This window comes from Bradyrhizobium sp. USDA 4341 (genome assembly GCF_054063755.1).
This window is the reverse complement of the sequence record NZ_JBSSGO010000002.1, coordinates 866,922-878,952: the sequence shown is the minus strand read 5'-3', so window position 1 is coordinate 878,952 and position 12,031 is coordinate 866,922. Positions and strand designations below refer to the sequence as shown.

Annotated in this window: 12 protein-coding genes; 6 read left to right on the top strand and 6 right to left on the bottom strand. The window is 64.6% G+C overall.

From position 1 onward, the window contains the following. Positions 1–145 precede the first annotated feature (145 nt). Together ACVIGB_RS09855 and ACVIGB_RS09850 are read left to right on the top strand one after the other, a co-directional pair. A complete protein-coding gene (locus ACVIGB_RS09855) occupies positions 146–1,684 on the top strand; it encodes a porin (RefSeq protein ID WP_456722825.1) in 1,539 nt (512 codons plus the stop codon). A gap of 431 nt (positions 1,685–2,115) precedes the next feature. After that, positions 2,116–2,295, top strand: a complete 180-nt coding sequence (locus ACVIGB_RS09850; protein WP_092125663.1) for a hypothetical protein — start codon at positions 2,116–2,118, stop codon at positions 2,293–2,295. Positions 2,296–2,429: 134 nt separating this feature from the next. Here the strand turns inward: ACVIGB_RS09850 and ACVIGB_RS09845 are convergent, their stop codons facing one another. Then, entirely contained in the window at positions 2,430–2,561 is a 132-nt protein-coding gene (locus ACVIGB_RS09845) for a hypothetical protein (protein WP_456722826.1), read from the bottom strand. A gap of 238 nt (positions 2,562–2,799) precedes the next feature. On the opposite strand from ACVIGB_RS09845, the gene ACVIGB_RS09840 reads away from it, so the two are divergent. Further along, complete coding sequence (locus ACVIGB_RS09840) at positions 2,800–3,762, top strand: SDR family oxidoreductase (RefSeq protein ID WP_092114716.1); 963 nt, start codon at positions 2,800–2,802, stop codon at positions 3,760–3,762. 74 nt (positions 3,763–3,836) lie between these two features. On the opposite strand, the gene ACVIGB_RS09835 is transcribed toward ACVIGB_RS09840, so the two are convergent. The 4 genes from ACVIGB_RS09835 to ACVIGB_RS09820 form a co-directional block, all read right to left on the bottom strand. Then, positions 3,837–4,304 carry a GcrA family cell cycle regulator gene (locus tag ACVIGB_RS09835; protein ID WP_456722827.1) on the bottom strand — a complete coding sequence of 156 codons (468 nt, stop codon included), beginning with the start codon at positions 4,302–4,304 and terminating at the stop codon, positions 3,837–3,839. 48 nt (positions 4,305–4,352) lie between these two features. Beyond that, positions 4,353–4,553, bottom strand: a complete 201-nt coding sequence (locus ACVIGB_RS09830) for a hypothetical protein (protein ID WP_016844973.1) — start codon at positions 4,551–4,553, stop codon at positions 4,353–4,355. Between the two features lie 173 nt (positions 4,554–4,726). Further along, positions 4,727–6,553, bottom strand: a complete 1,827-nt coding sequence (locus ACVIGB_RS09825; RefSeq protein ID WP_456722828.1) for an AMP-binding protein — start codon at positions 6,551–6,553, stop codon at positions 4,727–4,729. Positions 6,554–6,640: 87 nt separating this feature from the next. After that, positions 6,641–7,582, bottom strand: a complete 942-nt coding sequence (locus tag ACVIGB_RS09820) for an acetamidase/formamidase family protein (protein WP_456722829.1) — start codon at positions 7,580–7,582, stop codon at positions 6,641–6,643. A 66-nt stretch (positions 7,583–7,648) separates the two neighbouring features. Here ACVIGB_RS09820 and ACVIGB_RS09815 point away from each other — a divergent pair, with 66 nt between their 5' ends. The 3 genes from ACVIGB_RS09815 to ACVIGB_RS09805 all read left to right on the top strand — a co-directional run bounded on the left by ACVIGB_RS09815 (position 7,649) and on the right by ACVIGB_RS09805 (position 10,590). Next, positions 7,649–8,443 carry a YdcF family protein gene (locus tag ACVIGB_RS09815; protein ID WP_456722830.1) on the top strand — a complete coding sequence of 265 codons (795 nt, stop codon included), beginning with the start codon at positions 7,649–7,651 and terminating at the stop codon, positions 8,441–8,443. A gap of 92 nt (positions 8,444–8,535) precedes the next feature. Further along, a complete protein-coding gene (locus ACVIGB_RS09810; protein WP_456722831.1) occupies positions 8,536–9,321 on the top strand; it encodes a DUF169 domain-containing protein in 786 nt (261 codons plus the stop codon). 93 nt (positions 9,322–9,414) lie between these two features. Next, entirely contained in the window at positions 9,415–10,590 is a 1,176-nt protein-coding gene (locus ACVIGB_RS09805) for a saccharopine dehydrogenase family protein (protein WP_456722832.1), read from the top strand. A gap of 129 nt (positions 10,591–10,719) precedes the next feature. Here the strand turns inward: ACVIGB_RS09805 and ACVIGB_RS09800 are convergent, their stop codons facing one another. Then, the gene (locus ACVIGB_RS09800; RefSeq protein WP_456722833.1) at positions 10,720–11,916 is read right to left on the bottom strand and encodes an FAD-dependent monooxygenase; all 1,197 of its coding nucleotides are present in this window, start codon (positions 11,914–11,916) and stop codon (positions 10,720–10,722) included. Between the last annotated feature and the right edge of the window lie 115 nt (positions 11,917–12,031).

Sequence of the window (12,031 nt, the reverse complement as noted above, 5' to 3'; positions counted from 1 at the left end):
GTTGCGGTGATCGTTCAAGTCCGTCGCACACCACAGATTGATCTGAGGGTGCGAGGTTTGGGGAAAACGGTCTTGGACAATGCGGGAGGATCACGGGGCGCTCGCGACCCGGACTCTACGCATATGAGCAACTTGGAGGTTTGATATGAAATTGGCGAAGAGCCTTATTCTGGGCTCGGCCGCTGCGCTGGTCGCGGTCGGCGGGGCACAGGCGGCCGATCTTCCCGTTAAGGCCAAAGCGGTCGAATACGTGAAGGTTTGCTCGCTTTATGGTCCGGGCTTCTACTACATCCCCGGCACCGACACCTGCATCAAGCTCGGCGGCTACGTGCGCGCTGACTTGGTCATCAACGGCAACAGCGTCTACGGCCCGAACTACAATGGCGCCAGCGGTGCCAACAACCGCTTCACCAACGGCTACACCTGGCGTTCGCGTGAAGACCTGAACATCGATACGCGCACCGCGACCGAGTACGGCGTGGTCCGCACCTACTTCGATGCGGTGTTCACCTGGACCTCGGACAGCTACGGTCCGGGCGCTGCCGCCGGTTCGACGATCTATTCGCCGATCGGCACGTCCTCTGCTCCGAACAACGCCAGCTCGGGCAACGTTGCGGCCGGTTCGGTCGGCGTCTACTACGCCTTCATCCAGTTCGCCGGCTTCACCATGGGTAAGGCGGTCTCGCAGTTCGCCGCTCCATGGACGGGCTATCCGGGCAACAACTATGACGGTCTCGTCGGCGGCGTGAACACCACCAACGGCGTGAACCAGTTCACCTACACTGCGCAGTTCGGCAACGGCGTCTCGCTGGCTCTGTCGGCGCAGGATCAGGTGGCGTACTCCCAGGCTGGCGTGAACAACCTCGGCGCCGGTGGTGCCTATGGCTCGAGCGACTTCGCCGGCACGATCGCGCCGGACTTCATCGCCGCGCTCAAGGTCGACCAGGCTTGGGGTATCTTCCAGGCGTCGGTCGCGGCGCATGACAATCACGCAGCCTACTACGGCGGCACCGAGTTGACCGGCCATCCGGACGACAAGTGGGGCTGGGCTGGTGCACTGGCCCTGTCGATCAAGAACATCCCGACCGGACCCGGCGACACCATCAACATCCAGGGCGTCTACACCGACGGTGCGACCCGTTACAACATCCAGGACCTGGCCAGCCAGGCCGGCTCGATCGCGATCTACAGCGGTTCGAACCTCCCGGGTGCGTATGGCAGCGTCGGCTTCGGCACTGCGCCTGACACGGTGTTCGGCCCCGGCGGCCAGCAGCAGAGCATCAAGACCTGGGGTATGCGCGGTGCGTACACCCACAACTGGGATCCCTACTGGAACACCAGCATCTACGGTGCTTACGCTGCTATCTCGTACAACGACACGGCCAAGGCCCTCATCTGCGGCGTTGGCGGCGTGGGTGGTACCTTCCGTGCCGCGTTCGCCGGTGGCGCTGGCGTGACCAACTGCAACCCCGACTACAACATCGCGCAGATCGGTGTGATCACGCGCTGGACCCCGGTCAAGAACCTGACCTTCTCGGCCGACGTGACCTACTCGCATCTCGATCAGAAGTATTCGGGCGTAATCACCACGTCCGCTGCCGCGGTCGGCAAGCCTTCGGCGATCTACGAGCTGAAGGATCAGGACACTGTCCAGATGCTCCTCCGCGCTCAGCGCAACTGGTAATACCGGTTGATCTGATCACGATCCTACAGAACCCCGGCAGGCAACTGCCGGGGTTTTTCTTTTAGCGAGAGATCAGCGGACGAAGGTGGGCTGCGTCATTTCGGTCCAGGCGAACAACGAAGACGTGCCATGCGATTCATTCGCGGCAAATTTATTTACTTACCTGATCTACTAAACTATATACGTGGCGGCCAACACATTGAATGATGGCTCTTAGCTCATGCTAAGCCTCCCAAACCTCCGGCAATGCCCTGCCGGAGGTTTTTGATTCAAGGCGCGGGCGATCGTGACGCCCGCGACCGTCGCAAACAGCTGCCCGCAGCAGGGCCCGCACCATCTCATCCATTCAATGTCGTCAAGATTTGACGGAATCGATCCGCAGTGCATTCTCGTCATTCATGGGACGCTTCAAGAACAGCCGCCTGGCTCGGATGAGCAGCGGCCATTACTGCTTGATCCGGGATCTCGGGCTGGTGAAGGGTGGCAAGGGATTGCGGCACCATGAGGTTGTCATCGACTTCTCGTGGCGCGGCCTGCTCAAGCTTGTCTTGAGCGTTGCCAGCGGCGTGCTGCGACGGCGCGCGGCTGTGCGGATCGAGACGGCCGAATAGCGCGGAGCGGTCCGGCGCTCCGACCTGGCGTTCAACGGGGGCGCGGACAAGCGTTCGAGATCGAGCGACATCATCTCGGCATCTGAGAGCGCGCATGTATTGCGCCACGCCGCTTCTGCGCTTGTCTGATCTGATCAGCGTGAGCCGTCGGCGCAGGCGCCGTCGCGCGGCTTCGGCGGTGTGACCTCGGCGGCAGCGGCCGCAGCGGCAATGCCGGCCGCGATCGCCATCAGCGTCGTTGCGACCAATCCATTCAGGATCTGCACGATCGTTGTCTCCGCTTGTCGATATCGGATTGTTCGCTGCGCGGAATGATTTCGTTACGGCGCCGGCTGCCTCGATTTGCTGCTGGCGGCACACTTGCGCGTGAAGGGCGGGCGCCGTTGCTGCGCGATAATTCGGTGATGTAGAGTGCCGCAGCCAAGCGGCTGGGACTGCGATCCGCGCTCGAGCCGAAACCAAGAACAATCAGGCAAGAAGAATCAAGGAAGGAACGGATCTCACATGAAGGATTTCGCCGGAAAGATTGCCGTCATCACCGGTGGCGGCACGGGCATGGGGCGCGAGCTGGCGCGGCAGCTCGTTGCTGAAGGATGCAATGTCGCGATGTGCGACGTCTCGGCCGAGGCGATGGCCGAGACCAAGCGGCTCTGCGAGGTCGAGAAGCTGCCGCAGGGCCTGCGCATCACCACCCACGTTGCCGACGTCTCGATCGAGGATCACTACAAGCGCTTTCGCGATGAGCTGATCGAGCAGCAGGCGACCGACAAGATCCATTTGCTGTTCAACAACGCCGGCATCGGCGGTGGCGGCAGCCTGTTCACCAACACGCGCGAGCAGTGGGAGCGCACCTTCAACATCTGCTGGGGCGGCGTCTATCTCGGCGTCCGCACCTTCCTGCCGCTGCTGGTGAAGGCCGACGAGGCGCACATCGTCAACACCTCGAGCGTCAACGGCTTCTGGGCGTCGGTCGGCATGGGCGTGTCGCACACCGCCTACAGCGCGGCGAAGTTCGCGGTGAAGGGATTCACCGAGGCGATGATCAACGATCTTCGGCTCAACGCGCCGCATGTCAAATGCTCGGTCGTGATGCCGGGTCACATCGGCACCTCGATCGTGTCGAACTCGCGCAAGGTGCAGAACGGCGCCGACCAGCTCAATCCCGACGAGCTCAAGCAGGTTCGGCAGCGTCTGCAAGGGCAGGGCATCGACGTCGCCAAGATGTCGGATGCCGACATCCAGCAGCTCGCGCTCGACCGCGCTCGCATTTTCCATGACGAGGCACCGACCTCGGCGGCTGCCGCCGCCAAGATCATCCTCGACGGCGTGAAGGCCGATCGCTGGCGCATCCTGGTCGGCGACGATGCGCATCTGCTCGACGAGCGCGTGCGCAAGACCCCGGAGCAGGCCTACACGCCGGAGTTCTACCAGGGCATCGTGGCGGCGACCGGCTGGAAGGTCGGGTGAACCAGCGATCCGGTTCTGATGGATCAGAACCGGACCTGCTTCCCGTTTTGACGCGGTGTGCGTCGCGCGAAACGCTACCCGCGCATCGCGCGCTGGCGCGATCCCGCCTGGTAGGCGAGGCGGCAATGCCCGGAGCAATAGGGCATGCCGCCGAGCGGCGTGTTGCCGCAAAAGCAGAAATCATCGGCGCCCGGCGTGCTGATCGGCCAGCGGCAACGTTGCTCGCTCAGCTCGAACAGCGAGCAGTTGTTGGCGCTGACGATCGGCGCATCGTCGGGCTCTTGTTTGTAGACCGCCTGAAGCAACCGGAGCTGTTGCTTCGCGGTCGCCCGTTGCGCCGCGTGCGCGGTGGATTTCTTTCGCCTTGCCCGGCGTTCGTCCGGCGTCGTGCGCGTGAGGTTCAGCCGGGACAGCTTGCCGATCACCGCATTGCGGCTGACGCCGATATTGACGGCGATGTCGCGGCAGGAGAGGCCGGCTTCAAAGTAGATCTTGAGTTGGTCGACGCGCTCCGGCGTCCAGGTCGGCTCGATGGTAATCATTTTGACGGTTCCACGTTCTGTTGAACCGCCGCGCCGACGCACACGCCGTCAAGGCGTGCGTCCGTTGTCGCGGATTGCAAGCAACCCGTCCTTGATGGCGAGCCGAATGCCTTCCTCGATCAATGTCCGTGCGACGCCCGGGACGCTCGTGCCGTGGGTGCCCTGTCTCACCAGCTTCTCGAGGTAACCAATTGTCGAGAGCGCCAATGTGACCGGGACGCGGTCGGTTTCGGCTTTTTCTGTAGCCATGAGAAAACGCTTAACCCTGAACGCCTGTACTGAAAAGTATCTATTTAGAGTCTATTTAGGAATATGGCGGCCCGTCAAGCCACGAGCTGCGAAACTGGACGCGCACACCCGCGCGCGCCGGAAGCTGGTTCCGGCGCGGCGCTGCGGTCAAATTAGCTAGACGAATGAGGGCGTTAGGATCGTAACTCGACCTTGACTGGGAACTTCTTGAGAAGCCGCTCAGCTGTTTCGGCCTTGTCCGCAGGCGCGCTCACGCTCAGGTACAGCCCGCGGGACGGGTCGGTGATGGCCTCGACACTGACCTCGCCGGACAAGCCCTCCCGAGCCAGCAGCTCACGCGCGGCCTCGCCGGCGGCGATCTCGCGCAGCTTCGGCTTGAAGATCTTGCCGACCGGCGTGACCGGCATCTCCGGGATCACCGACACCACGCGCGGCCGTGCGGGCGGCTCCAGGATGTTGTCCTGCACGAAGGCGGCGAGCGCGTTCGGATCGATATGGGCGCCGGGCTGCGCCGAGACGAACAGCATCGGCACTTCACCGGCATAGGTGTCGGGACGCCCGACGGCCGCGGCCAGCGCCACGCCCGGAAACGCCAGCGCGGCATCCTCGATCGCCCGCGGGTCGATGTTATGGCCGCCGCGGATGATGACGTCCTTGGCGCGGCCCAGGATGTAGACGAAGCCGTCGGCGTCGATCCGGCAGATGTCGCCGGTGCGCAGCCAGCTGTCGCGGAACGCCTCTTCGGTCTGCTTCTTGTCGACGTAACCAGCGAATACCTGCGGGCCCCTGGTCAGAAGCTCGCCGACCGGCGAGGGCCACGGGCCGGTGTGCAGCTTGCCGCCGTCGAGGATCGCGAGCTCGACCAGCGGATTGCGGGTGCCGACGCTCTCGGCGCGCGGCTTTACGCCGTGCACGTCGTGCGTGATGGCGCCGGCGAGCTCGGTCATGCCGTAGAGCTGCTGGATGCAGGCACCGCCCCAGGTGGCAAGATAACGCCGTTCGATTTCCGGCGGGCAGATCGAGGCGCCGGTGGCGGTGACGCGCAGCGTCGAGATGTCGCTGTCCGCGACCGGGATGTCGGCCAGCGCTCCGAGCGTGGTCGGCACGTTGCCGGAGATGTTGACGCGGTATTTCTCGACGATCTTCCAGAAATGCGTGATCAGTGACGGATCGCGGGCGCCGGCCGGGCCGGGGATGAAAATCGTCGTGCCGGCGGAAAGGCAATTGGCCGTCGTGCAGAATAGGCCTCCGACATGGAACAGCGGCATCGTGATCATCGCGCGCTCGCCGCGATGGAAATCGAGTGCCATGCGTGAGGACACGGTGGAGGCGACCATCGCGCGGTTGGTGAGCCGCGCCACCTTGGGGTGACCTGTCGTGCCGCCGGTCGGCAGCATCACCGCGACACGGTCGGCCTCGCTCATGTCCTTCGACTTGCCGTAGTCGTCGCGCCACGCAGGATCGGGCCGCAGCACCTCGCCGTCGAACGCGATGCTGCCGTCGAGCGGCACGATCACGGTGCGCTGCAGCGACGGTACCTCGCGCTGCAAGCCTTCGACTCTTTCATAGAGCCCCCCCGGCATGCCCGGCGGCGGCGCCAGCAACAGCTTTGCCTTGATGGCGTTGAGCTGCGCGACAATCGCCTCGCGCGTGAACAGCAAATTGAGTGGCTCGGCGACACCGCAGGCGGCTGCGCCGAAGATCGCGACCACGGTCGCGGGGCAGGCCGGGAGCAGGACGGCGACCGCGTCGTCCTTGCCGATGCCCTGGCTGCGGAAATAGCTTTCGGCGGCCTTGATGCAGCCCATCAGATGATCGTTCGAGATCACGACCGGGTTGGGATCGAGCGGCGAACGCAGATAGATCGCGGCTTCCGCCTCAGGCGCGCCCTGCGGACCACGGGCAATGAGATCGAGGATGCGCGGGCAGGCGGCGAGCGTCTCCTGCATCTCCTTGTCGCGCGCAGCCTCGTCGGCCGGCGAAAGCCTGTCCTTCAGCATATCCGTCCCCGTCCATTTTTGTTCGTTGGGACGGGGATTGTATCGAGCCGCGCTTGCGGAACACAAGTGCGGCTTATCGACCGGCCGTCAGCCGTGAACGACCGATTTGGCGATCATGCAGTGAATGCCCTTGGAGCCGTTGACCGTCTGCGTGACGCGCAGGTCGGCGGCCAGGCTGCACAGCGTATAGGCGTCCTCGCGCGACAGATTGCGCTTCTCGCCGAGCAGCACGATCATGTCGCGCAGCGCTCGCACCACGCACTGGTCGAGATCGGGATCCATCGCCATGGTCATGTAGTGGTCGGCGGTCTCGGCGCGCGGATAGGTGAGCTTGAGGTCCTTGCGCAGGGTCAGGCGGAAGCGGCCGGTGAGCGCGGTCTCGATCGCGGTGACGCAGACCTCGCCGTCGCCCTGCACGCCATGACCGTCGCCGCAGGAGAACAGCGCGCCCGGCACGAACACCGGCAGATACAATTTGGCTCCGGCCCCGAGCTCCTTGTTGTCGAGATTGCCGCCCATCGCGCGCGGGATCAGCGAGGAGATGCGGCCCCAGGCCGGCGGCGGCGACACGCCCATCACGCCGAAGAACGGTTTCAGCGGCAGGTCGAGCCCCCACTGCATGCGGCCGACCATGCGCACGCGATCGAGCGGGATGTTGAGGATGCGGGTCTCGTGGAAGTCGTCGGGCAGGGTGCCGGACAGCGGCTTGATCAGATTGTAGCCCCAGTCCTGCCGGAGCTGGACGTCGAGAATATCGACCTCGAGCACGTCGCCGGGTTCGGCACCGCTCACGGCGATCGGGCCGGTCAGGATATGCCCGGGCACCATCCGCTCGCACTTCGCATGGATGTCGTCGAGCTCCGGCGGCACATAAAACTTCCCGCGGTCCGGCACCACGTCGGGGCCGCCGCTGACGGTCTCGATCGTGACCTCGTCGCCGCTCGCGATGGTCTGGACCGGTTTCAGCTTTGCTTCGAAGAAGCCCCAATGGCAGGTTTCGGGACTGGATTTCAGATGATGATGGGTCATGTGACGGCTTTTGATTGCACTTCGGGCAGCGTATGACGCTGTAGCAGAACTTCGCAGAGGCTTCCCTTGTTTTTTGTGCTCTCCAAGACGCTCGGCATCATACTGCTGCCGATCAATTTCCTGATCGGTATCGGCGTGATCGGCGCCGTTCTGCTGCTGACGCGGTTTGCTCGGCTCGGCCGCAGGTTGATGGTGGCGTCAGCGCTGCTGCTCGCGATCTGCAGCTTCTCGCCGCTCGGCAATGTCCTGATCTCCGCCCTGGAGCAGCGCTTCCCGCCATGGGACGCCTCGCGCGGCGCGCCCGACGGCATCATCGTGCTCGGCGGCTCGATCGATGCCGATCTGTCGGTTGCGCATGGCACGCCGGTGGTGCGCACTGCGGCGGATCGCGTCATCGCGGCGGCGGCGCTCGCGCGCAGATATCCGAATGCGCGCCTCGTGTTCACCGGCGGCAGCGCGAACCTGATCTCGAACGACGTGCGCGAAGCCGACTACGCCGCCGAGATGTTCGAGAGCCTCGGCATTGCCAAATCGCGATTGACCATCGAGCGCCGCTCGCGCAACACGGTGGAGAATGCCGAGTTCTCCAAGGCGCTGGTTGATCCCAAACCGGGTGAGCGCTGGCTGCTCGTGACGTCGGCCTATCACATGCCGCGGTCGGTCGGGCTGTTCCGCAAGGCGGGATTCAACGTCGAGGCCTATCCGGTCGACTGGCGCGTCGGCAATGTCATGAGTTTCGCGACGCTCGCGATCGACGGCCTGTCGCGCACCGATCTCGGCACACGGGAGTGGATCGGGCTGGTTGCCTACCATCTGGCGGGCAAGACCGACGATTTGCTGCCGGGACCGGCCGCACGGTGAGCCGCACCACGAGCTTGTCGCTTCCCTCGGCCAATCCGGCTAACATCAAATCAACAGGCGGCGCCAAGCCGCCGATCACGGGAGTTTTCGCCATGCAACAGCAGACACCGCCGGAACAGTTCGACCTCTCCGCAATCGTGGCCGACCTGAACAACCTGCTGCGGCTGAAGACCACGGTCATCGGCATCAAGATGTTCGCGCGCGTCGAGGAGATGGAGGCGATCCCGAAGATCCGCCGCCCGTCGGCGGTCCACACCACGGATCAGATCGTCAGCATGGCCTCGCGGCTCGGCTGGACCGTCGGCATCACCTGCGATGATCTGGTCGGCGCGCAATGCCGCGCGGTGATCGGGCTCGCGCCGCAGGACGAGAAGTGGCTTGCCGGTGAGAACTATGTCGGCGTCTGGCACGGCACGGCCGAAGACGCGCGCAAGCGCCAGGAGGCGCTCGACGTGGTGCCTTACGGCCAATATCAGGCGATGGCTGTGAGCCCGCTGACCAGCGGACGCCTCAATCCGCCCGACATCTGCCTCGTCTATGCGACGCCGGGACAGATGATCATCCTGATCAACGGGCTGCAGTACACCGGCTACAAGAAGTTCGAGTGGGGCGTGGTCGGCGAAACCGCGTGCGCGGATTCGTGGGGGCGGGCGCTGAAGACCGGCGAGCCGAGCCTGTCGTTGCCGTGCTTCGCCGAGCGCCGCTATGGCGGCGTGCCCGACGAGGAGATGCTGATGGCGCTGCCGCCAGCCTATCTGGTGAAGGCGATCGCGGGGATGAAGCAGCTCGCCAAGAACGGCCTGCGCTACCCGATCGCACCCTATGGCATCCAGGCCGACGTCCGCGCCGGCATGGGCGTGTCCTATGCCAAGAAATAGCTGCAAGAAATAGCGGCAAGAAATAGCTGATTGCGTCGCCCCGCCCGCGATGACAAAAGGGGCGCCCATTTCGCTGCGCAGGGAGCCTGATCCATGTTCTCGTCGAAACTCGACATCGTCGTCTATGGCGCGACCGGCTTCACCGGCCAGCTCGTCGCCGAATATCTCGCGGCGCATTATCGCGACGGCAGCTTGAAATGGGCAATGGCCGGGCGCAGCAAGGACAAGCTCGCTTCGGTCCGTGATGCGATCGGCGCGCCCGCCGACACGCCGCTGATCGTCGCCGATGCCGGCGACGCCGCATCGCTGAAGGCGATGCTGGCGCAGACCAAGTCTGTCGTCTCGACGGTCGGTCCGTATCAGCTCTATGGCAATGAGCTGATCGCGGCCTGCGTGGATAGCGGCACCGACTATTTCGATCTCTGCGGCGAGCCGGTCTGGATGCGGCAGATGATCGACAAGCACGAAGCTGCCGCAAAGGCCAGCGGCGCGCGTATCGTGTTCTCCTGCGGCTTCGACTCGGTGCCGTTCGAGCTCGGCGCCTTCTTCGTCCAGGAGGAAGCCAAGCGGGTGTTCGGTGCGCCGGCGCAGCGCGTCAAGGGCCGCGTGCGCGACATGCGCGGCACGCTGTCCGGCGGCACGGCCGCGAGCGCCAAGGCAACCTTCGATGCGGTCGCCAAGGACTTGAGCCTGGTCGCGATCCTCAACAACCCGTTTGCATTGACACCGGGCTTCGAGGGCCCGAAGCAGCCGCGCGGCAGCAAGCCGGCCTATGAGGACGATCTGCACTCATGGGCCGCGCCGTTCATGATGGCGCTGATCAACACGCGCAACGTGCATCGCTCCAACATGCTGATGGGCTTTCCCTACGGGAAGGAGTTCGTCTACGACGAGATGGTTCTGACCGGTCCGGGCGAGAAGGGCGAAGCGATTGCCAAGCGCGTGATGGCGCTGAATGCGGAGAAGACCGGTCCGAGCGCGCCGAAGCCTGGCGAGGGGCCGTCGAAGGAAGAGCGCGAGAACGGCCGCTACGATCTGCTCTATCTCGCGGTCGCGCCGGACGGCCGCATGGTCCGCGCCGGCATCAAGGGCGATCGCGACCCCGGCTACGGCTCGACCTCGAAGATGATCTCGGAATGCGCGATCTGTCTATTGCGCGATACGCCCGACGTCGCCGCCGGCTTCTGGACGCCGGGAGCGGCGATGCAGGGCAAGCTCATCAAGCGCCTGGTCGATCACGCCGGGCTGACGTTTGAGGTCGAGAAGTAAGTTGCGTAGCCTCATCGGTGTCATCGCCCGGCTCGACCGGGCGATCCAGTACGCCGCGGCCTCTCGGCTCAAGCACTGCGGTCTCTGGAATACTGGATCACCCGCATGCGCGGGTGATGACAGCCGAGGCTACGCCGCGCGCGGGTTGTAGGCGTACATGAAGTCCATGCCCTTGGACGACACCGGCAGCAGCAGCTTCAGCAGGTGATCGCGCAGCCAGGCGCCGGTCGGGCCGAACTCGCGCTTGCTGTTGCCGTTGCGCCGGGCGATCGCCACGATCTTCTCGGCGCGCGGCCGCCGCTCGTGCTCGAAGGCCTGGAACGTCATGCCGAGCTCCTGGCCGTCGCGCATCAGCGTGCCGAGCCGCAGCCCATCCTCCAGCGCGAGCGACGCGCCCTGGCCGGCATGCGGGCTGGTGGCGTGCGCGGCGTCGCCGATCAGGAGCGTGCGCTTGCGCGACCAGGTCGGCAGCGTCGCGACGTCGAGCGTGTCGGTCACCACGATATTCTCGGCGGCCTCGATGATCTCAGGGATCGGCGCATGCCAGCCGGCGTGGAAATCGCGCAGATGCTGCTTGATCGCGTCCTGGCTCTGCAGCCGGTAGGCCGCCGCGGTCATGCCGTGCGAGGGCTGCGTGCTCCACCACATCGCACCCGTGTCCGGATCGGGGCTGCACAGGCCGTAGCCGAAGAAGCCGCTCTGCCCGAACGTCGTCTCAACCTTCTGACCGATCGACAGGCGCTCGAACATGGCCCGCGGCACGAAGCCGCCGAAACCGATCAGCCCGGTGTCGAACGGCGTCGGGCCATCCGGGATCACGTGCCGCCGCACCGCCGAATGCACGCCGTCGGCGCCGATCACGAAATCGCCCTCGGCGGTGGTGCCGTCGTTGAAATAGGCGATGACCGGCTGGTCGCCGCGATCCTCGATCTTCACCAGCTTCTTCTCGAAGAACACCGAGACGTTGGAGGCCCATGCCTTGTCGATCAGGGTCTCGTTCAGGGTGGCGCGGCACATGTTCACCGCGGGCTGGCCGAAGCGCTGCTGCATGTTCTGATTGAGCGAGCCGAGCTTCTTGCCGCCCTGCGAATAGAAATCGAAGGACTCCGCGACCGAGCCGCTGCGGATCAGTTCGTCGGCGAGGCCGAGCTCCGCCAGCACATGCATGCCGTTCGGCGCGATCTGCAAGCCCCCGCCGATCCCGGTGGAGTAGGGCCATGCTTCATAGAGCTCGGCTTCGATGCCGGCGCGGGTCAGGAACATCGCGGTCACCGGACCTGCGATGCCGGCGCCGATGATCAGAGCTTTACGGGGACGTGAGGTCATGCCTTGCTCCATGCATCCGTGCGGGGTACGAAAGGTCATTTGCTAATTATCTTAGAAGATAAGATATTAGGCGAGTAAGATATGGGAGCAGCTTTGTCAAGTGCGAAGTCGCGCG

What these genes read in the sequence shown, in the direction of transcription:
- ACVIGB_RS09830 (WP_016844973.1), bottom strand. Translation starts at nt 4,553, where the DNA reads ATGGCTACAGAAAAAGCCGAAACCGACCGCGTCCCGGTCACATTGGCG.
- ACVIGB_RS09805 (WP_456722832.1), top strand. Translation starts at nt 9,415, where the DNA reads ATGTTCTCGTCGAAACTCGACATCGTCGTCTATGGCGCGACCGGCTTC.
- ACVIGB_RS09810 (WP_456722831.1), top strand. Translation starts at nt 8,536, where the DNA reads ATGCAACAGCAGACACCGCCGGAACAGTTCGACCTCTCCGCAATCGTG.
- ACVIGB_RS09820 (WP_456722829.1), bottom strand. Translation starts at nt 7,582, where the DNA reads ATGACCCATCATCATCTGAAATCCAGTCCCGAAACCTGCCATTGGGGC.
- ACVIGB_RS09850 (WP_092125663.1), top strand. Translation starts at nt 2,116, where the DNA reads ATGAGCAGCGGCCATTACTGCTTGATCCGGGATCTCGGGCTGGTGAAG.
- ACVIGB_RS09840 (WP_092114716.1), top strand. Translation starts at nt 2,800, where the DNA reads ATGAAGGATTTCGCCGGAAAGATTGCCGTCATCACCGGTGGCGGCACG.
- ACVIGB_RS09825 (WP_456722828.1), bottom strand. Translation starts at nt 6,553, where the DNA reads ATGCTGAAGGACAGGCTTTCGCCGGCCGACGAGGCTGCGCGCGACAAG.
- ACVIGB_RS09835 (WP_456722827.1), bottom strand. Translation starts at nt 4,304, where the DNA reads ATGATTACCATCGAGCCGACCTGGACGCCGGAGCGCGTCGACCAACTC.
- ACVIGB_RS09855 (WP_456722825.1), top strand. Translation starts at nt 146, where the DNA reads ATGAAATTGGCGAAGAGCCTTATTCTGGGCTCGGCCGCTGCGCTGGTC.
- ACVIGB_RS09800 (WP_456722833.1), bottom strand. Translation starts at nt 11,916, where the DNA reads ATGACCTCACGTCCCCGTAAAGCTCTGATCATCGGCGCCGGCATCGCA.